Below are 19,671 nucleotides of genomic sequence, written 5' to 3'. Positions count from 1 at the left end.
AAGTTGTTCATATATAATAAGAACAGTTGTTCGCGTTAACGCGTTCTATTAAACATAGTTATTACTTATAGGTGAGTCTTCTCAACTTACCTATCCCTTTTAATTCTTATCTCTCTAAAAGGTCGATAACCGGCCCTAAATATGCTCAATCGCAATATTTAAAAGCTAATAAGCAGTTATTCTCTCTCTTAAGTCACCTTTCTCGGGTGGCTTTTTTTATACCCTTTTTTAACGAGTGATAGGATGACTTTCAATTAAAGCTTTCACTTGCGCAGCAGCGTCATGCAATAATTGATCGTCGTTAGGGTGATTTAAGACATCACTGATAATTTCAGCGGTGATTTCGGCATCACTTTCGTCGAATTGACGACTAGTAATAGTAGGAGTTCCCACACGGATTCCTTCCATAGTATCGCCTTTTTCTAATGGTAATAATTCTTTATTAGTAGCAATACCTACTGAGTATAGTAATTCAGCTGCTTGATGTCCAGTTAATCCAGTAGCATTTAGGTCTAAAGTCATTTCATGATTTTCGGTGCCACCGGAAACTAAACGAATTTTTTCATCACGTTTAAAGACGTTTGCCATAGCTTGCGCATTTTTAACGATTTGTACGGCATATTGATGAAATTCTGGAGTTAATGCTTCACCTAAGGCGATAGCTTTAGCGGCAATAACATGTTCTAAAGCCCCACTTTGTGAAATAGGGAAAACGGCAGTATCTAATAATTCTGCATATTTTTCCTTGGCTAAAATCAAGCCACCACGGGGTCCACGTAATGTTTTGTGAGTAGTGGAAGTAACTACGTCGGCAACTTCCATTGGGTTAGGGTGTAAATCAGCCGCCACTAAACCGGCAATATGTGCCATATCTACCATAAAAATGGCACCGACTTCATCCGCAATTTCTCTGAACTTATGCCAGTCGATAATATGACTGTAAGCAGAAGCTCCGGCAATTAGTAACTTAGGCTTTACTTCTAGCGCAATTTCGCGAATTTTATCATAATCTAGTAATTCAGTTTCGGGATCGACTCCGTAAAAATGAGATTCATATAATTGACCTGAGAAGTTATTCTTTTGTCCGTGGGTAAAATGACCACCAGCATGTTCACTCATAGCCAAGATTTTATCTCCTGGTTCTAAGAAAGCAGCATAAACTGCTTGGTTAGCTTGGCTACCGGAGTGAGGGTGCACGTTAGCATAGGGTGCATGGAATAATTCTTCGGCACGTTGTTTAGCTATCTTATCGATTTTATCGATAGCTTCGTTTCCGGTGTAAACTCGTTTTTCTGGATAACCCACGGCGTATTTGTTAGTTAAAACGGAACCTTGGGCGGCACGAACTGCCTTGGATGCAATGTTTTCGGATGCAATTAATTCGATGACGTTATCTTGACGATGTTGTTCGTCGGCGATAGCGTCCCAAATCGCGGGATCTTCTTTAGAAAAATCGTACATAATTTCTTCACCTTTCTCTCGTAAATACACGAAAAAACGTCCTCGTACTTTCCGTACAAGGGCGTCTTAACACTGTTCCACCTTATTTCATATCAAGCTCACACTTGATACCTCTATTCTTAAATTAATTAAGATTGCGATTCAATTGATAAATCTTGACTGCCTTCACTAATCATTTAGGTATCGCTTTTCACTAACCCGATACTCGCTGCACTAAATTAAATTAGTTACTACTTTCAAGTTGAATATAAGAATATATTAAATGAATTTTTATGTCAACAGATGAAACAAATTTTTTACTTGTTAAAGTGATGGTAGAAACCAGCAGCGACAGCGATGAAGAATACCGGACCAAATAATGTCCAAAAGGCAGTAGTTACATCGTGATCGAGTAGTGGTTGTACCGTAGTGAAGATAAGAGCAAAACTAATTGCCAAGATGGTAATGGTAGATACTATGTTAGTAGTCCAACCGGGCTTAAAGAAGCTAAAGCTACCTAAATCTTGGTGGACATGCTTCTTAAAGATTGGAAAGGCAATTACTAAGAATAAGTATGGTACCGCAGTAGTCATGTTGTTCATATCAGTAATGATAGTGTAGAAAGCTTGTGCACTAGATCCACCGAAGGAAATACCGGCGATAATTAAAATGATTACTAAGCATTGTGCCCAAAGTGCACGAGATGGCACTGCAAAATGGTTTAGCTTAATTAAACCACGTGGCCATAACTTATTAGGTGAACCTTCAATAAATGACTTGATAGGTGCGTAGGTTAAGAAAATGAATTCCCCTAGATAACTGATAAATCCAGTAAGACTGGTAATTCTAGTTACCCATTGGCCCATAACTAGTGACTGAGCCACGCTTAGATGTAAGCAGGAGTGACCAAATACATAACCTAGATTAGTAAGTAGGGCGAAACGTACGTTACCTAAGTTAACTCCGGAACCACTTAAGCTCTTAGTCCAGTTAGTGCTAATACCACAAAGTAAAATTCCGACTAAGTAACCGATAGTCATAATGGCAGTAGCGATAACTACGGCACGAGGAAAAGTCTTCTTAGGGTTCTTAGTGTTGTCAGTAATACTACCTAGAGTTTCCATACCAGCATATGCGAAGATTGCGTATACTAAGAATGAGAATACCGCAATAGGTGATTGAAATGCTGGGTTAGGTGAATTTAATAATGCATGTGCAGTAACGGGTTCAGCAAAGTGACCATGATTAGCAGCTAATACGAATAATGAAAGTAAAATGAAAATACCAATATCTAAGATACCGACAATTCCACTGAAGTAGGAAAGTCCGGCCACTGACTTCATACCGCGGTTGGCTAACCAGGTAACGAAGATGATGACTAAAATTCCTAATACCCCAATAGTAGCGGTGGAACCTAATGAACCAATGTGCCAACTAGGGGTGGTGTCGTGCCCCCAAATAGTTACGGCTAATGGAATCCACATGGTAGTAACCATTGAAACTAGAGTGATAACCCAGCCGGCTAACCAAGTGAAACTTCCGATGAATGCCCAACGTTCACCAATACAATTTTCTAGCCAGGAATAAATTCCACCGTGAGCATCCTTATATGTAGATCCATATTCGGCAAACATTAAACTGGTGGGGATAAAGAATAACACTGCCCCTAAAATGTACCAAATGATACTAGAGTATCCCATTTGGTAAAATGCCGTTTGCGAATTGGCAATCCCAAAAATCGTGGAAAAGATGATTAACACCAATCCCGTTGCAGAAATCTTCTTACTAACTTGAACCTTATCCATAAAACATTCTCCTTTTCTCAAGAAGAGCGCTCAGCGTATTGATAAGTAAACTAAAACCCTCAACTTAGTCTAAGTTGAGGGTGTAAATTAAAGACCATTCCGAGGGGAATGGTTCTTTTAAAATTATTAGTGTTAATTATCTCTACGAATAATCTTAAAAGCACCCCGCAAGTAATCACTTGCGACAGTCCCTAGCTTATTTAGCTAGGACCCAACGAAGTAGTCGTTTAGGCAACTACCAGTTTCGGCAACGATTCCTTTAATCCTATCGCTTCACAACCTAAATTGTTTGATAGGATGACTAATAATCATTGCGCCTCTTCCTTAGATATTATTTAAGTTACCTTTATAATAGCACTAAATTAAAATAGTACAATGTTTTTTTAATATTATTTTAATAAAAAGTCCTAACTATCTAAAATAGTTAGGACTCTGAGGTGTCAATAACACGATTTATCTTTACAACTATATGTTAACAAAAAATGAAAGAAAATAAAAAGACCTACTATTATACGTAGGTCTTATATTTTTTAGTGACGAGGGTATTGGTGTTCAATTTCGTATACTACTTCTGGATCGTCACCAGTGCGTTCATCCTTATTTAAATCATCGATAGATTTCATCTCATTATCGGATAGTTGGAAATCATAGATGTCCGCATTTTCACGAATACGTGCAGGAGTGCTGGACTTAGGGATGATAGCTACACCGTTTTGTAGATGCCATCTTAAAATGATTTGGGCAACGGATTTACCATGTGCCTTAGCGATTTCTTGAATAGTAGCATCGTTTAGAGTAGCACCACGGCCCATAGGACTCCAAGCTTGAGTAAGAATGTTTTCGTTGTTGTTAGCATCAATCATAGACTTTTGAGTCAAGTATGGATGTACTTCAATTTGGTTAACTACTGGCATTTCGTTAGCTTGTGTCTTTAATAGGTCTAAGTGAGTTTGGTGATAGTTACTTACCCCAATAGACTTAACCTTGCCGGCCTTTTTAGCATCTTCGAATGCACGCCAAGTGTCGAAGAATTGTGAATGAATTGGCCAGTGAACTAATAACAAGTCGATGTAATCGGTTTGTAGGTTAGCTAAAGATTCATCAATCGCATCTAAAGTGGATTGGTAACCTTGTTTAGGTTCGGGAATTTTAGTAGTTAGAAATATTTCATTTCTGTTAAGTTCTAACTTTTTAATTGAATTTCCTAGTAATTTTTCATTATTATAGAATTGAGCAGTATCAAATAAACGGTAGCCAGAGTCGAAAGCAGTCTTAATTGCTTCGTCCATAGTAGCTTGATCGGTTAATTTGTAGGTACCAAAGCCTTCCATAGGCATTTCGTTACCGTCTGCTAATTTAATAGTGTCTTTAATTGAATTAGGCATAAAGAAGGAACCTCCTTAAAGTTTTCTTAAGCATGTTCCATGATAAAACAGGTTAATAAAATAAAGCAAATAATATAGTAGTAAAGGGGTGGTAATGTGCAACCACGAATTAATGGCCGTAAGGGTCTAACGAAAAAACAAGCGGAACGTTTATACGCCGAGGGTTTACATAACCAACGTCGGCAAGGATTTACTAAAACCATTCCGCAAATATTGAAGGGCAACACGTTTACGTTGTTTAACTTCATTAATATAGTATTGGCAGCGATGGTGTTGTATACCCATGATTATAAAAACTTACTGTTCTTAATTATCGCTGTTTCCAATACGATTATTGGAAGTATTCAAGAAATTAGATCCAAAATCCAATTAGATAAGATGGCTATTTTGTCACAAGGTCTAATTCGCGTGGTCCGTGATGGCCAAGTTAGCGAAATTACTTCTGATGAAATCGTTATGGGGGATGTGTTAATCATCGGCCACGGTGATCAAATTCCTATTGATGGCCAAGTGATTAATTCTAACGGTCTACAAGTTGACGAATCACAAATTACTGGGGAAACGGATTCAATCGCTAAGGACTACGGAGATGACGTTACTTCCGGTAGTTTCGTAATTAGTGGTAGTGCCCGCATTATTACCACCCGTGTAGGGAATGAAACCTTTGTTAACCGTATGGAATCTGAAGTAAGTAGAACCCAAAAAGATTCCGATAGTAAGATGCTAAAAACTATCAATAAAATCATTAAATATTTAACTTTCGTGATTGTGCCACTAGGTACTTTGCTATTGGTAACTAAGTTAGTGCGTGGTTTAGATATTAACCAAGCCTTACTAGGTACGGTGGCGGCAATGATTGGAATGATTCCTGAAGGTTTAGTCCTATTATCATCTGTTACGCTAGCGGTTTCTGCTGCTAAATTAGCTCGCCATCGGGTATTGGTGCGTGAGTTGCCAGCCATTGAAACTCTAGCGCGAGTGGACACTATTTGTTTGGATAAAACTGGAACCATCACTAGTGGTAAGTTAAGTTTAACCGACGTACAACCTGCTGGTGAATATAGTAAAAAAGATATTTATCAAGCTATCGGTAGTATCGTGTATGCTTCCGAAGATGATAATGAAACTTCTTTGGCAATTAAGCATGCCGTTGAACAACCAGATATTGAAGTAACTAAAGAAGTACCATTTTCATCTGATAAAAAGTGGAGTGGGGTAGAAACCACTCAAGGTAATTTTGTAATGGGGGCTCCTCAATTTGTTGTCGATGATATGGATGACCAATTAGATAAACAAATTGATCATTATGCTCAACAAGGTTACCGAGTATTAGTAGCTGCTAAAGTGGCCGATAGTTTAGCACAACCTTTGCATAATCCTGAAGTATTAGGTTTGGTATTAATTTCCGATGAAATCAGAAATGATGCTAAAGATACGCTTCAATACTTTACTGACCAAGGCGTTTCACTACGTATTATTTCCGGTGATGACCCACGTACGGTAAGCCATATTGCGCGTCGGGTGGGGATGCCTAATAGCGATGAATTAATTGATATGTCGAAGGTACCTTTTGATGCCGATTATTTACGTTTGGTTAAAACTCATACGGTATTTGGGCGTGTAACTCCGGAACAAAAGAAACGTTTAATTAGGGCTTTCCAATTAAATGGTCGTACGGTCGCTATGACCGGAGACGGGGTCAACGATATGTTGGCGATGAAACAAGCTAACTGTGGAATTGCCATGGTTTCCGGAAGTGAAAGTACTAAAGGAATTGCTGATTTCGTGTTAATCGATTCCAACTTTGCTTCCATGATTGATGTGTTAGCCGAAGGACGTCGAGTAATTAATAACATCAGTAGTGTGGCATCGCTTTACTTAATTAAGACTATGTTCTCGTTATCGTTAACTATCTTATTTATGTTTAGTACCCACAGTTATCCTTTCCAACCTATCCAATTAACACCGATTAATACCTTTATGGTAGGGTTGCCATCCTTCCTATTAGCATTGGCACCTAACTACCAACGAGTTACTGATCAATTCGATAGAAAAATTTATCTAGTATCGTTGCCGGCTGCGATAACTATCGTAGGTTATATCGTCAGCAACGTTTATATCGGTAAATTCTTTTTGTTTGATTTCGCGGAAAAATCTACCATTAGTGTGTTGGTAACTGGTTTTGTTTACTGGTTAGCATTATTTGAAGCTTCCCGTCCATTGACTAGAACCAAATTGGCCGTAATTTTGCCTACCATTTTGATTTTTATCGGGATTTTCGTCTTCTTCCACGATGCTTTCTCCTTAGTAAATGTATTTCAATTACCTATCTTTATTCCAGCTTCCTTAGCTATCATTACTGCTGGACCTATCTTTATCCTAGTCACGGGACTAGTTAAACGGGTATTACACCGATTGAATATTAAGAAAACTATTTGACCTAGTTTTAAAAACTACATTATGTGGTATAATGTTTTCAACGAGGTGAGCTTATGAATAGTAAATATACTAAATGGCAAGATCAAATGAGAACTGTAAAATTACCTAAGTGGGAAGACCTTCCCAAGTTTGATTTATACATGGATCAACTAGTGGCCGTAGTTAACGAAGCTATCGGTCCATTAGGAATGGATACCATTACTAAATCCATGGTTAATAACTATGTAAAAAATAAAGCTACGTTTGCGCCGGTAAAGAAACGTTACCAAACTGTACACGTAGCAGACATTATTATCATTAGTTTATTAAAACCGGTCTTTTCTATTAAAGACATTCGTAAAGGTATTGATGCCATTACTAAGCAACAATTTCCTAAGCAAGCTTACGATGAATTTATCGAAATGCTAGAAGAAAAGTTACATCATATTGCTGACGGCAAGGTGCAACTACAAAATGATACTGATATTGAACGATTATTAAATGCGATTGCGGATACCATTACTAACCGTTTAATCGCCAACGAAATTTTCGCAGATATGATACATGAATAATAAGAAGCGACTGCCTTGGGTAAGTCGCTTTTTTTCGTATATAATGATTAATTAAGAAAGAGGGATGTTTATGAATAACTGGGCAGCTATTGCTGAATATGTACAAAACCAACTCGGCGCGGATAAAACCGGACATGACTTCGCACATATCCAACGGGTAGTTAATTTAGCTAAAAATATCGTAAAAAGTGAACCTACTGCCGATGAAAATATTGTAGTAACCGCTGCTTATTTACACGATGTTATTGATGATAAATTAGTCGACGATACTGCGGCCAAACAAAAAGAGGTGCAATCACAACTACATAAGTTGGATTACACCTCAAAAGATATTGCTGCCGTAATGGACATCATTACGCATATGTCTTTTAGCAGTAATTTAAAACATCATTATTCATTATCGATAGAAGGACAAATTGTCCAAGATGCCGATCGACTAGATGCCATCGGCGCCATCGGGATTGCTCGCGCTATGTATTTTGGGGGTCACTTCGGCGATGTGCTTTATGACCCTAAACAAGCACCCCGTACGGACCTCGATAAAAAGCATTACCGCCAACATACTACTGTAATTAATCATTTTTATGAAAAATTATTTAAGTTAGCGGATTTAATGAATACGCCGGTTGCTAAACGACTAGCACAACAACGCACTGCTTACATGCGTAACTTCGTGCAAGAATTTAAAGATGAATGGCATGGCCATCATTAATTAGTCTTTAGCAATATCGACGAATTTAGCGTGAACTAAATTACCCATTTCTTCAGCATTTAGTTCAACTGAACGGCCTACTTGACCAGAAGATACCAGGATTTGACCTTGTTGTTTAGCTTCTTGGTCTACATAAATAGGGTAGTGGAATTTTTCGTAAATTCCGATAGGAGTGTTAGCTCCGTGTACATAACCGGTAGTCTTTAAAAGATCTTTTAAAGGTACCATATTAACTTTTTTGTTACCGGATTCCTTGGCTAATTTCTTTTCGTCTAAGTGTTCATCCAAAGGAACTACACCCACCACTGGACCGGTGTTTTTACCATTTAAGACTAAAGTCTTGTAGATGGTATGTTGGTCGACGTCAGATTCGACTTCTAGTTGTTGTACGTCGCCTTCTTCGTGAGTGGCGAATTGGTGTTGGATATAAGAAATGTTATTTTTATCAAGAATTTGTTCCACTAAAGTCTTGTGAACTGCATTTTTCTTTTTCTTTTTGCTCATTTCAATATCACCTCGGCATTTATTTTAGCATAGATTTAGGTAGTAATTCATGGTAATATATCTATATACCGAAAATGGTATATAAAAGGAGGAACTACTATGAATTGGTGGTTAATATTATTTACCTTTATCGGGGTTAATTTAGATTTTTTCTTTATTTTATTATTTTTATTAAAAAAGTATCGTTTAACTAGTGTAATTGTCGGGTACATGCTAGGACTATGGATCTTATTATTGCTTAGTTTCTTTGCGGGACAAATTTTAGATTATTTCTTGCCCGAATGGTTGCTAGGAATTTTAGGAGTTCTTCCTATATATATGGCATTACACGATGACGATGAAGAAGCTAAAGATTATAAAACTCATCGTCCAGCCGTTACCGTTTTGATTACTTACTTATCCGTTTGTGCGGGTTGTAATTTATCCATGTTTATTCCGGTGTTGACGACGTTGAGTTGGATGGGGATGTTATCAGTTTTAATAACTTTAACCATTTTATCTATCGTTATTATTTTAATTATTAAGCAATTAGGAAATCTTTCTGCGGTTAATACCGTAATGGAAAAGTATGGTGAACTCCTAACTAAAGTGGTATATATTGGAGTAGGTATTTATGTATTTTTCGATAGTGGATTAATTAGTCATCTATTATCCATTTTCTAGGAGGTTTCTGTATGGCTGATAATATGGATAAAAGTATTGAAGAAGTGGCACATATTTATAAAGCGTTGAGTAATCCCCGCCGTATTGCCATTATTTTATTTTTAATGCATCAACCTAATCGAGTAAGTGTTTCTACTATTACTAGTGCACTAGATTTGAGTCAGCCCATCGTCTCTAAACAACTAAATGTTTTATATCGTTATCAAATTGTATCGAAACAAAAACGAGGCCTTAGCGTGTTATATACCGTAGATGATCCACATATTGTAGAAATGATTCAAGATATGATGGAACACGTAAAACACGAAATGGTGGGCAAGCCTCATCCTAAGAACTTATTCTAATATATTAAATATTAGTGATATTTAATATATTAATCTGTTATACTGGTTTCTGTAATATTGAACGAATTAAGGAGAAAGCAATGGCTGATTTAGTTTATCGGAAGGTTTTTAATGATTTAAAAGATAAAATTGTTAAAAATGAATTTCCTAATAAGCGCTTGCCCGACGAGCGTAGCCTTAGTGAAGAGTATCAGGTAAGTCGCAGTTCCGTGAAACGGGCGCTAAAGGTGCTAGCTGATGAAGGCATTATATTTAAAAAACGTGGTTCAGGAACGTTTATCAATCCTTTATATATGAAGAATAAAACTATTTTTCATTACGAAGGTTCTAACCTAGGAATTACAGATAGTTTAAAGAGTCAGGGTAAAACCCCTAAAATTAAACTATTAAGTTTTAAGGTAGTTCCTGCAAACAAAGAAATTCAACAAGACCTCTTCTTAAGTGAAGGTGACTTTGTTTACGAAATTCAACGTTTGCGTTTATTTGATGATCAACCATTCATGATTGAAACTGGATATATTCCAATTAAAATTGCGCCGGAATTAACCCGCGAAATTGTAGAAAAGTCTATTTTTAATTATGTGGAAGATACTATTAATAAGAGCGTTACTAGATCATTTTTATCTATTTTAGCTAGTCCATCTAACGAGCAAGACCAAGAATTACTTAATTTAAAACCTACCGAACCGGTAGGAGTTATGGAAGGAATTTTCTTCTTAGATGATGGAACACCTTTCGAAGTTTCTAACATGCGCTTGCATTATCGTTACTTGCGATACAATACATTTGTTATGCTAAATGATCACTAAAAAAAGTTATGAAAATCATTGGACTATTGTGCCAAAATCGTTCATAATAATGAACGTGTAATAATGGTATTAATTGCAGGGAAATAATTGGACCGTATCAATTTACAAAAAGGTTGACTTTTTGTAAAAAATCTTTATTATATTCACTGTAATTAAAATTATTGGACGTAGTCTGATGATTTTATACCATTATTAATTTCAATAGTTTTTATTTAAAAAGGAGTGTTAATTAATGGCTCAAGATTTCGATTCCAAGCAATACTTGGAAGAATTAGATAAATACTGGCGTACTGCTAACTACTTATCAGTAGGTCAATTATATCTAAGAGATAACCCATTATTAAAGAGAGAACTTACATCAAGCGATGTTAAAGTTAAGCCTATCGGTCACTGGGGTACTATCGTATCTCAAAACTTCATTTACGCACATTTAAACCGTGCTATCAACAAGTATGACCTAAACATGTTCTACGTTGAAGGTTCAGGTCACGGTGGCCAAGTTATGGTATCTAACTCATACATTGATGGTAGTTACTCAGACATTTACCCAAACATTTCACAAGATGAAAAGGGTATGGCTAAATTATTCAAACAATTCTCATTCCCTGGTGGAGTTGCATCACATGCTGCCCCTGAAACTCCAGGTTCAATCCATGAAGGTGGGGAATTAGGTTACTCACTATCACACGGTGTTGGTGCTATCTTGGATAACCCTGATGTAATTGCCGCTGTTGAAATTGGTGATGGTGAAGCCGAAACTGGTCCATTAGCTGCAAGTTGGTTCTCAGACAAGTTTATCAACCCAGTTAAAGATGGTGCCGTTCTACCTATCATTAACTTAAACGGTTTCAAGATTTCAAACCCTACTATCATGTCACGTATGTCAGATGAAGAATTAACTGACTACTTCAAGGGTATGGGCTGGAAAGCTCACTTTGTTGAAAACGGTGACGACTTCGATGATCACATGGCTTACCATGAAAAGATGGCTAAGGTTATGGACGAAGTTATCGGCGAAATCAAAGACATTCAAAAGAATGCACGTGAAAACCAAACTGCAGAAACTGCTACTGAACCAGTTTGGCCAATGATTATCGTTAGAACTCCTAAGGGTTGGACTGGTCCTAAGACTAACCTAGACGGTGAACCTATCGAAAACTCATTCCGTGCTCACCAAATCCCAGTTGATGTTTCATCAAACAACATGGAACACGCTGACTTAATCGTTAACTGGTTGAAGTCATACAAACCAGAAGAATTATTTAACGATGACGGTACTATCAAGGATGACATTAAAGCTCTAGCACCTAAGGGTGACAGAAGAATGTCAGTAAACCCTATCACTAATGGTGGTATCGATCCTAAGCCTCTACGTCTACCAAACATCAAAGACTTTGCTGTTGATGTTAAGATTCCAGGTAAGACAGTTGCTCAAGACATGGCTGTATGGAGTAAATGGTTAGGTGCCGTTATGGACGCCAACCCAGACAACTTCCGTGCATTCGGTCCTGATGAATCAATGTCAAACCGTCTATTCGGTGTATTTGATGAAACTAACCGTCAATGGATGGAAGACATTATGGAACCAAATGACCAATACGTTGCTCATGAAGGTCGTTTAATCGATTCACAACTTTCAGAACACCAAGCTGAAGGTTGGTTAGAAGGTTACGTACTAACTGGTCGTCATGGTTTCTTCGCAACTTACGAAGCATTCGGTCGTGTTGTTGACTCAATGTTAACTCAACACTTCAAGTGGTTACGTAAAGCTGCTGAACAACCTTGGAGAAACAAGTACCCATCATTGAACTTTGTTGATACTTCAACTGTATTCCAACAAGATCACAATGGTTACACTCACCAAGATCCAGGCTTGTTAACTCACTTGGCTGAAAAGAAACCTGAATTCATTCGTGAATACTTACCAGCTGATGCTAATACTCTATTAGCTGTTGGTAACGTTGCTTTTGCTAGTCAAGAAAAGATTAACTTAATCGTTACTTCAAAACACCCACGTCCACAATGGTTCTCCATTGAAGAAGCTACAAACCTTGTTAAGAATGGTTTAGGCTACATCGACTGGGCATCAACTGACCAAGGTCAAGAACCAGATGTAGTTATTGCTGCTGCTGGTACTGAACCAACTTGGGAATCATTAGCTGCTATTTCAATCCTACATGCTGAATTCCCAGAAATGAAGATCAGATTCATCAACGTTGTTGACTTCTTGAAACTACGTTCACCTAAGGTTGACCCTCGTGGCTTAACTGATGAAGAATTTGACCGTCTATTCACTACTGACAAGCCAGTTGTATTTGCATTCCACGGCTTCGAAGACCTAGTTAAGGATGTATTCTTCGATCGTCACAACCACAACGTTCACGTTCATGGTTACCGTGAAAACGGTGATATTACTACACCATTCGATATGCGTGTATTGAACCAACTAGATCGTTTCGACCTAGCTAAGGAAGTTGTAAATGACATTCCAGAATACTCTGTAAAGGGTGCTTCATTCGTACAACGTATGAACGACATGATTGATAAGCACAATGCTTACATTCGTGAAGTTGGTACTGACTTACCAGAAGTTAACGAATGGGAATGGAAACCATTAAAGTAATTTAAAAATTTAAATTAACTTTCTAAAACCATATGAAAAGAGTCGCATCTTATGATGCGGCTCTTTTTTTATACATATTTAAAATTTTTGCATCACTTCGGTTAATGGGGAAGTGATATTTAATTCATCGAAATAATAAGGACGAATTAGTTTTAATTGCCAAGAATGTAGTAACATTTCATCGTTATCATCGTCATTATATAGTGGATCACCGACAATGGGGTGACCTAGGGAAGCTAAATGCACGCGGATTTGATGGGTACGACCGGTGTGTAAAACTAATTTAACTAACGAATAGTTGCCTTTAGTTTGTACTACTTCATAATCCGTTACGGCTGGTTTAGCGTTACGTCCGTTAATTTGGCGTTTGCGTTTATCGTCATCATCGTAGCCGATAGGTTTATCAATGGTTCCGGAAGTTTTACTAAAATGTCCATCTACCCATGCCAGATAGGTACGATGAATAACTTTTTCTTTAATTAAACGCACCAAGATAGGGACTACGGCGGGATTTTTACCTACGATAATAGCTCCGGAAGTATATTGATCGAGACGATGAATCATATAAGCGTGTTGGTCAGATTGATTCAAATATGCTTCACAGAAGTTTAATAAAGTATGCGTTTCACCCGGTTGATTAGGATGAGTTTTATATCCGCGGGGTTTATTAACTACTAAAACATCATCGTCTTCATATAATATAGTGGGTTTAACGGAATTGTCGGCTATTAAATTTTGTACCGGCAAGGAAAAATCATGGTCGACGAAGGTTAATCGTAGTTTTTCGCCGTTTTTAATGGAAAAACTCATGGGACGATATTCTTCATTAACCCAGACGTGTTGTTGTTTACGTAAGGCAAAGATTAGGTGTTTAGGAATCCACAAATGCTTACTTAAATATTGGCGCACCGTCGTGGGTGACGTTAAATTCTTTACCGTTAATGAATATGACCACGTTGACATTTTTTTACCTCTTTTTTAGATTTTGTTACTCAATTTCAATAAGATGTGATAAGGTGTAAATAGTAATTTACTCTGGGGGTTATTATGAATAAGCAGACCATAGGCTTATGGAGCCTTTTATCACTAGTTATTTTTATTATATGTGATATTTGGATGAGTGGAAACTCTACCGATTTAATTAAAACCATTATTTTTGCGGTCGTCTTATACGGCGTCCTTTTACTAGCTGGTTGGCGTCGTTGGCGTTTAGCCTATCACTTTTTAGCTGTGGTAATTGGTATCTATGCCTTAAGTTACTTAATAATTATTAAAGCTGCGGTATCCGGTAATGCCCATATAGGGGTCGCTATCTTCGCTGGCCTAGGCATTATTGTAAACTTATTATGGTACCGCGTTGCCGCCCATCAGTTAAAAGTTGATTATATACGAATAGTTTCGAAAAACTTAAAAAAGTAAGATAGGTGTTTATAAAAATGAAAATGGATGCACAAAAGTTTATCGCGGATGTAGAAGACGAAAAATTCGCTACTAATTCTGCCGAAATGACTTTAGAAGATATTAAAAAAGATGTAAAAGCTGCGATTAAACCGCAATTAGCTTTTATGGAAGAAATGATTAACTCCGGTCGTCTAGCATCTACTTTATTACAAGTAAAGGGACAAGAAGTTAGTTTTTATCTACAAAACAATATTATTAACTTACCATATCGTTACGTTAAAAACATTAGCAAAATCATGAGTGGTAGTGGAGAAGATGATCTACATGTCTACATGTTCGTAGAATCACCCGATGTAAACCGTTCTAAGATGCGTATCGATGAATTAGCCGCCCAAGATGATTTCGCCGTTAGCGATGAAATTATCGACAAATTAGCGGCATGGGTATTACGCCAAATTGGTGCGATTGAAAATACTCGTGAAGAACAAGCAGAAGCTGATAAGCAAACTGATAAGAAAAAGAAGACTACTAAGAAGAAGTCTACTAAGAAAACTACCAAGAAAAAATAGTTATTACGATTCATTCGTGTTACAATGTTAATTGCGATGAGTCGAGAGGACCGCGCAACTACGGTTGTTTTCATAAGTTTAAAATTTGTGATTAAGCGGTATTTCGAAGGGGGACACATTATGCTACCGGATTGTAGCGTGTCAGATAAGTAAGTGATGTGAACACTCTTATCCATCTACTGTGAATAGATGCCCACACAAAAAGAGCGTAACTTTTATAGTTACGCTCTTTTTTTATTTGACTAAATATAATTGATCATGAATTAAATCGAAAGCTTGATGATGTTGATTTAGTTTTTCAGCAGTATCTACATCTATCATCTTAGCGTTATCCCAGAAGTCTTTAGAATCGGTTGCACCGTATTTTTCACCGATGGCAATTAAAGTAATGTCGCGTCCGGATTCACGAATGGCTTGTAGTAAACGCCAGTCGATATCAACGCCATCAGGTGACCAACACATTAATACATAATCGATTTGATCAGCATACTTTTGAAAAGCTTCGATAGCATCTAATTTTTCTACGTCGGTTACTAAATGTTTACCCGTTTCATTTTCCTTAGTCCAGGCAAGACTATCGGTACAAGTCACATTTGCACCATTTTCACGCAATCCTTTGGAGATGTATCCATTTCCCGCCATGACTTCTAGAGTAGGCTTACCGTCTAAAAATTTAGCGATATCGTGTACAAAGGGAGCGGAGATGTATGCCCACATACCATATTGGTTTTCTAAGTAATCACGAAATTCTCGTAAATCTTTATCTAACTTAGGTAAATTTTCGACGTATTGATTCCAAACTTGATCGCCGCGAGGGTCGCCCATAGGATATTTTTGGTTAACTGCCGCAAAGATAGTGTCTTGAATATCGTCAGGTAATAACAAGGCAGGTAAATCTTGGGGTAGTTGCTTTTGTTGTAATAGGCGGTCGGCTTCTAACACATTGTTAATTAAATATTTAATGTCGGCAAAGTCACTAAAAATATCGTAATAGTGACGCATTCTTTCTATATAAGATGGTTGATGTTTAATTTGTTTATTTTTCTTTAGTTTTTTAAGTAGCTTCTTTTTATTCATAACGATAACTCCTTAGTTTATTATTATCCATTCTATGGAAAATGCTGCATAATTGCAAAATTATCCGTTACATGTAAGAAGATATAACATGAAATACACATAAAAGTGAACTTTTGTGTAGATTAACCTGTACTTATCCATTTTTAATGATATAATATGTAACATGTTATTACATTAAGAAATGAAGGTAGAGAGAAATGGATTTAGCAAGTACGGCGTTTGTGTTTTTATCTAGTATTTTGGTGTTATTTATGACGCCGGGACTAGCCTTTTTTTATGGGGGACTAGTTTCTAAGAAAAACGTGGTTAACACCATTATGTCAGTGTTTATTATGACCGGAGTGGCGGTAGTATTATGGGTCGCCATCGGTTATAGTTTAGCTTTCTCGGGAGATACCAATGTCTTTATTGGTAATTTATCACACTGGTTTATGCAAGGCGTCGACTTAACTAAATTAACTGCTACTAAGATTCCTACTAGCATTTATGCCATTTTTGAAATGATGTTTGCGGTAATTACGCCGGCCTTATTCGTGGGTGCGGTCGTGGGTCGTATTCATTTTAAATTCTTATTATGGTTCATTATTTTATGGTCGATCATCGTGTACTATCCTATGGTGCACATGGTTTGGACTCCCCAAGGTATCTTGGCACAATTAGGTACTCTTGATTTTGCGGGTGGTACGGTTGTACATATTAATGCCGGAATTACTGCATTAGTATTATCTATCTTTTTAGGTAGACGTTTAAATTATGGAAAAATTACTAAACATTATAATCTATCCTGGGTTTTACTAGGAACTGCTATTTTATGGATTGGTTGGTATGGTTTCAATGCCGGTTCTGCTTTATCCGTAAACAGTGTGGCAATGCAAGCTACTATGACTTCCACCGTTTCTGCAGCTACTGCCATGATGGTATGGATGTTACTAGATATGCATTTTGTCGGAAAACCTCAATTAGGTGGGGTATGTACTGGTACACTATGTGGTTTAGTGGGTATCACACCTGCCGCTGGTTACGTCACTATCGTTGGATCCATTGTTATCGGAATTGTGGCTACGGTAGTTAGTTACTGCTATGTAAACTTCTTAAAAGAACGTATCGGCGTCGATGATACTCTAGATGCCTTCGGTTGCCACGGAGTAAGTGGAATTGTAGGTAGTATCATGACTGGTTTATTAGCTACTAAATCCGTGAACTCCGCGGTAGTGCACAACGGTTTGTTTTACGGTGGGGGGATGCAACTATTTGTTACCCAAATAATTGCTACACTTTGCACCGTCATCTTCGTTAGTGTGGCCGGCTTTATCATCATTAAAGTGTTAGGACACTTCATGCCTATGCGTGTAAGTAAGGCAGATGAAGAGCGTGGCTTGGATATTACCGAACACGGAGAAGCCGCTGACTACATGGTTTCTTATGGTGAAAAAGGCCTAGAACACGGCAGAGATATTGAATACAATGCCGATGAATTTAAGGGACAAATTAATCAATTAAATAATCCTAATCTACCTAAAGATTAAATAAAAAAAGACCTCATATATTGGACGTAAAGTTCAGTGTATGAGGCTTTTTTAGGCAAAATTATAAATAAAAAACTAGGATATGTATCTTAATAAAAAGATTAACATCCTAGAAAAAAGTTGCGTTTATAAAACTAGTTAGCTTTTAATTTCGTAATTTTTACATCTTATAATCATCAAAATTTAAGTTTAGTTTTTCTTGGTGGCTAGAAGGTTCGTCATCCTCAGTTTCTTTATGGCGATTATCTTTACCTTGAAGATAGCCATTAATTAATTGATAGATTTCGTAACGATCACGTTGGTCTAACGTATGGTCACCAAAAGTTAGTTCGTTTTTATCCATTAAGACCGTTCCTAAATTCAAATGTTCCATGGAAGTGCGTCCGGATAAATAGTCCATACTAACGTTAAAGTATAGCGCTAATTTCTTAATTTCCACATAGGAAGGCGAGCGAATGCCGCGTTCCCAATTTCCGATTTGTGAAGAAGTATTTTTATGTTCATCTTCCGGAAACTTGGCGTTTAAATTTTGCGCTAATTGATTCATACTGATGTTTTGGCCTTTACGTAAGGCTCTTAATCTAATGGGAAACATGTTAACACCTCCATATATATTATAACCGAAATTTTACTCAATATGTGGATAGTCGATTTAATGTTATAATAAAAGGTATATTACTATTAAACGAAATGAGGAAAATGTTTTGTCAAAGAAGCTAAAAGTAACTTTATTTAGTATTATCGGTGTAATTGCGGTAGTAATGGGTATTTGGGCAGGAGCTACTACCTACTTTTATAACGTCGCAGTGATGCCTTCTCACAAGACTTTTTTGAGCGCAGATAAAGTTTCTAAAAAGTCACCACTATACCATCAAAATAAATGGTACAAGAAAAACAAGAAACATTTTAAATTCTGGAAGATGAAATCAGCTACTGATAACATCCAATTGTATGCTAACTACATACCTGCAGCACACAAGACTAATAAAAATATTGTGATTGCGCATGGTTTTATGGGTGATAAAGATAAAATGGCTACTTATGTATATATGTTCCATAAGCTAGGCTATAACGTATTATCTCCTGATGACCGTGGACAAGGTCAAAGTGGTGGTAACTACATTGGTTATGGTTGGCCTGATCGTCTAGATTACATCAAATGGATGCGTAAATTAATCAAACATAACGGTCAAGATTCACAAATCGTAATGTTTGGTGTAAGTATGGGTGGAGCTACTGCCATGATGGTTTCCGGTGAAAAGAACGTACCTAGCCAAGTGAAGGGATACATTGAAGACTGTGGTTACACTAGTGCGATGGACGAATTAAATTACGAAGCTGGTAACTTATATCACATGCCAGCATTCCCTAAGTGGCCATTGCTACCTAGTTTGAACGCAATGACTAAATCGCTAGCTCATTATGATTTAAACGATGCTTCAGCACTTAAACAAGTGGCTAAAAATCATCGTCCAATGCTATTTATTCACGGTAGTAAAGATACCTTCGTACCTACTAAGATGGTTTACCCACTATACCGTGCTAGTCGTGGACCTAAGAAGTTAGTGATTGTCAAAGGTGCTAAACACGCTTCATCATACAAACATAATCCTGAAAAGTATGAAAAGACTGTATCTGCATTTATTAAGCAATACATGAAATAAACGTAAAAGAAGATGGTTATTTGGTGTAACCATTCTTTTTTTATACATTTTAAGAACTTTCGGTGTATCAAATAAGCGTTTAAATGTTATCATATAAATTGTGTATAAACACTTTTAAATAATACTTTAAAAATTGAAAATAGTATAAATCAGAAAGGA

The 19,671-nt window shown here is 37.0% G+C and carries 18 protein-coding genes and 1 riboswitch; of the genes, 11 read left to right on the top strand and 7 right to left on the bottom strand.

The annotated features are described in order from the left end of the window. Positions 1-228 precede the first annotated feature (228 nt). From D7I45_RS06025 to D7I45_RS06015, 3 genes are all read right to left on the bottom strand, one after another. A complete protein-coding gene (locus D7I45_RS06025; protein ID WP_120784811.1) occupies positions 229-1,461 on the bottom strand; it encodes a serine hydroxymethyltransferase in 1,233 nt (410 codons plus the stop codon). A gap of 296 nt (positions 1,462-1,757) precedes the next feature. Next, complete coding sequence (yjeM, locus tag D7I45_RS06020; RefSeq protein ID WP_120784810.1) at positions 1,758-3,245, bottom strand: glutamate/gamma-aminobutyrate family transporter YjeM; 1,488 nt, start codon at positions 3,243-3,245, stop codon at positions 1,758-1,760. A gap of 150 nt (positions 3,246-3,395) precedes the next feature. Then, positions 3,396-3,575: riboswitch (Lysine riboswitch) on the bottom strand. Positions 3,576-3,775: 200 nt separating this feature from the next. After that, a complete protein-coding gene (locus D7I45_RS06015) occupies positions 3,776-4,630 on the bottom strand; it encodes an aldo/keto reductase (protein WP_120784809.1) in 855 nt (284 codons plus the stop codon). Between the two features lie 96 nt (positions 4,631-4,726). On the opposite strand from D7I45_RS06015, the gene D7I45_RS06010 reads away from it, so the two are divergent. The 3 genes from D7I45_RS06010 (at position 4,727) to D7I45_RS06000 (ending at position 8,332) form a co-directional block, all read left to right on the top strand. Then, positions 4,727-7,069, top strand: a complete 2,343-nt coding sequence (locus tag D7I45_RS06010) for an HAD-IC family P-type ATPase (RefSeq protein WP_120784808.1) — start codon at positions 4,727-4,729, stop codon at positions 7,067-7,069. 53 nt (positions 7,070-7,122) lie between these two features. Beyond that, on the top strand, positions 7,123-7,620 hold the full coding sequence (locus tag D7I45_RS06005; protein ID WP_120784807.1) for a DUF1836 domain-containing protein: 498 nt from the start codon (positions 7,123-7,125) through the stop codon (positions 7,618-7,620). A gap of 70 nt (positions 7,621-7,690) precedes the next feature. After that, positions 7,691-8,332 (top strand): HD domain-containing protein, encoded by a 642-nt coding sequence (locus D7I45_RS06000; RefSeq protein WP_242446892.1) that lies wholly within the window; start codon positions 7,691-7,693, stop codon positions 8,330-8,332. On the opposite strand, the gene D7I45_RS05995 is transcribed toward D7I45_RS06000, so the two are convergent. Continuing rightward, positions 8,333-8,836, bottom strand: coding sequence for an aminoacyl-tRNA deacylase (locus D7I45_RS05995; RefSeq protein WP_120784805.1), 504 nt, complete (start codon positions 8,834-8,836; stop codon positions 8,333-8,335). A gap of 99 nt (positions 8,837-8,935) precedes the next feature. On the opposite strand from D7I45_RS05995, the gene D7I45_RS05990 reads away from it, so the two are divergent. The 4 genes from D7I45_RS05990 (at position 8,936) to D7I45_RS05975 (ending at position 13,275) form a co-directional block, all read left to right on the top strand. Then, the gene (locus D7I45_RS05990; RefSeq protein ID WP_120784804.1) at positions 8,936-9,499 is read left to right on the top strand and encodes a cadmium resistance transporter; all 564 of its coding nucleotides are present in this window, start codon (positions 8,936-8,938) and stop codon (positions 9,497-9,499) included. A gap of 11 nt (positions 9,500-9,510) precedes the next feature. Further along, positions 9,511-9,843: an ArsR/SmtB family transcription factor gene (locus tag D7I45_RS05985; protein ID WP_120784803.1), complete on the top strand. Its 333-nt coding sequence runs from the start codon at positions 9,511-9,513 to the stop codon at positions 9,841-9,843. 80 nt (positions 9,844-9,923) lie between these two features. Next, complete coding sequence (locus tag D7I45_RS05980; RefSeq protein ID WP_120784802.1) at positions 9,924-10,652, top strand: GntR family transcriptional regulator; 729 nt, start codon at positions 9,924-9,926, stop codon at positions 10,650-10,652. Between the two features lie 232 nt (positions 10,653-10,884). Further along, positions 10,885-13,275 carry a phosphoketolase family protein gene (locus D7I45_RS05975; RefSeq protein ID WP_120784801.1) on the top strand — a complete coding sequence of 797 codons (2,391 nt, stop codon included), beginning with the start codon at positions 10,885-10,887 and terminating at the stop codon, positions 13,273-13,275. A 78-nt stretch (positions 13,276-13,353) separates the two neighbouring features. On the opposite strand, the gene D7I45_RS05970 is transcribed toward D7I45_RS05975, so the two are convergent. Beyond that, the gene (locus tag D7I45_RS05970; RefSeq protein ID WP_120784800.1) at positions 13,354-14,238 is read right to left on the bottom strand and encodes an RluA family pseudouridine synthase; all 885 of its coding nucleotides are present in this window, start codon (positions 14,236-14,238) and stop codon (positions 13,354-13,356) included. A gap of 153 nt (positions 14,239-14,391) precedes the next feature. Here D7I45_RS05970 and D7I45_RS05965 point away from each other — a divergent pair, with 153 nt between their 5' ends. Together D7I45_RS05965 and D7I45_RS05960 are read left to right on the top strand one after the other, a co-directional pair. Beyond that, a complete protein-coding gene (locus tag D7I45_RS05965; RefSeq protein WP_162924110.1) occupies positions 14,392-14,694 on the top strand; it encodes a hypothetical protein in 303 nt (100 codons plus the stop codon). Between the two features lie 17 nt (positions 14,695-14,711). After that, on the top strand, positions 14,712-15,245 hold the full coding sequence (locus D7I45_RS05960) for a hypothetical protein (protein WP_120784798.1): 534 nt from the start codon (positions 14,712-14,714) through the stop codon (positions 15,243-15,245). 234 nt (positions 15,246-15,479) lie between these two features. On the opposite strand, the gene D7I45_RS05955 is transcribed toward D7I45_RS05960, so the two are convergent. Beyond that, positions 15,480-16,322, bottom strand: coding sequence for an SAM-dependent methyltransferase (locus D7I45_RS05955; RefSeq protein ID WP_120784797.1), 843 nt, complete (start codon positions 16,320-16,322; stop codon positions 15,480-15,482). Positions 16,323-16,519: 197 nt separating this feature from the next. On the opposite strand from D7I45_RS05955, the gene D7I45_RS05950 reads away from it, so the two are divergent. After that, complete coding sequence (locus tag D7I45_RS05950) at positions 16,520-17,848, top strand: ammonium transporter (protein ID WP_120784796.1); 1,329 nt, start codon at positions 16,520-16,522, stop codon at positions 17,846-17,848. Positions 17,849-18,008: 160 nt separating this feature from the next. On the opposite strand, the gene D7I45_RS05945 is transcribed toward D7I45_RS05950, so the two are convergent. Next, on the bottom strand, positions 18,009-18,443 hold the full coding sequence (locus D7I45_RS05945; protein WP_120784795.1) for a helix-turn-helix domain-containing protein: 435 nt from the start codon (positions 18,441-18,443) through the stop codon (positions 18,009-18,011). 166 nt (positions 18,444-18,609) lie between these two features. On the opposite strand from D7I45_RS05945, the gene D7I45_RS05940 reads away from it, so the two are divergent. After that, the gene (locus D7I45_RS05940) at positions 18,610-19,512 is read left to right on the top strand and encodes an alpha/beta hydrolase (RefSeq protein WP_120784898.1); all 903 of its coding nucleotides are present in this window, start codon (positions 18,610-18,612) and stop codon (positions 19,510-19,512) included. Positions 19,513-19,671: the final 159 nt, after the last annotated feature.

This window comes from Apilactobacillus bombintestini, from assembly GCF_003627035.1.
Lineage (GTDB): Bacteria > Bacillota > Bacilli > Lactobacillales > Lactobacillaceae > Apilactobacillus > Apilactobacillus bombintestini.
The sequence above is the reverse complement of the archived record's forward strand: the minus strand, read 5'-3'. Positions and strand labels throughout refer to the sequence as shown.

Coding starts and splice junctions, on each gene's coding strand:
- D7I45_RS06025 (WP_120784811.1), bottom strand. CDS start 1,461: ATGTACGATTTTTCTAAAGAAGATCCCGCGATTTGGGACGCTATCGCC.
- yjeM (WP_120784810.1), bottom strand. CDS start 3,245: ATGGATAAGGTTCAAGTTAGTAAGAAGATTTCTGCAACGGGATTGGTG.
- D7I45_RS06015 (WP_120784809.1), bottom strand. CDS start 4,630: ATGCCTAATTCAATTAAAGACACTATTAAATTAGCAGACGGTAACGAA.
- D7I45_RS06005 (WP_120784807.1), top strand. CDS start 7,123: ATGAATAGTAAATATACTAAATGGCAAGATCAAATGAGAACTGTAAAA.
- D7I45_RS06000 (WP_242446892.1), top strand. CDS start 7,691: ATGAATAACTGGGCAGCTATTGCTGAATATGTACAAAACCAACTCGGC.
- D7I45_RS05995 (WP_120784805.1), bottom strand. CDS start 8,836: ATGAGCAAAAAGAAAAAGAAAAATGCAGTTCACAAGACTTTAGTGGAA.
- D7I45_RS05990 (WP_120784804.1), top strand. CDS start 8,936: ATGAATTGGTGGTTAATATTATTTACCTTTATCGGGGTTAATTTAGAT.
- D7I45_RS05985 (WP_120784803.1), top strand. CDS start 9,511: ATGGCTGATAATATGGATAAAAGTATTGAAGAAGTGGCACATATTTAT.
- D7I45_RS05980 (WP_120784802.1), top strand. CDS start 9,924: ATGGCTGATTTAGTTTATCGGAAGGTTTTTAATGATTTAAAAGATAAA.
- D7I45_RS05975 (WP_120784801.1), top strand. CDS start 10,885: ATGGCTCAAGATTTCGATTCCAAGCAATACTTGGAAGAATTAGATAAA.
- D7I45_RS05970 (WP_120784800.1), bottom strand. CDS start 14,238: ATGTCAACGTGGTCATATTCATTAACGGTAAAGAATTTAACGTCACCC.
- D7I45_RS05965 (WP_162924110.1), top strand. CDS start 14,392: ATGAGTGGAAACTCTACCGATTTAATTAAAACCATTATTTTTGCGGTC.
- D7I45_RS05960 (WP_120784798.1), top strand. CDS start 14,712: ATGAAAATGGATGCACAAAAGTTTATCGCGGATGTAGAAGACGAAAAA.
- D7I45_RS05955 (WP_120784797.1), bottom strand. CDS start 16,322: ATGAATAAAAAGAAGCTACTTAAAAAACTAAAGAAAAATAAACAAATT.
- D7I45_RS05950 (WP_120784796.1), top strand. CDS start 16,520: ATGGATTTAGCAAGTACGGCGTTTGTGTTTTTATCTAGTATTTTGGTG.
- D7I45_RS05945 (WP_120784795.1), bottom strand. CDS start 18,443: ATGTTTCCCATTAGATTAAGAGCCTTACGTAAAGGCCAAAACATCAGT.
- D7I45_RS05940 (WP_120784898.1), top strand. CDS start 18,610: ATGGGTATTTGGGCAGGAGCTACTACCTACTTTTATAACGTCGCAGTG.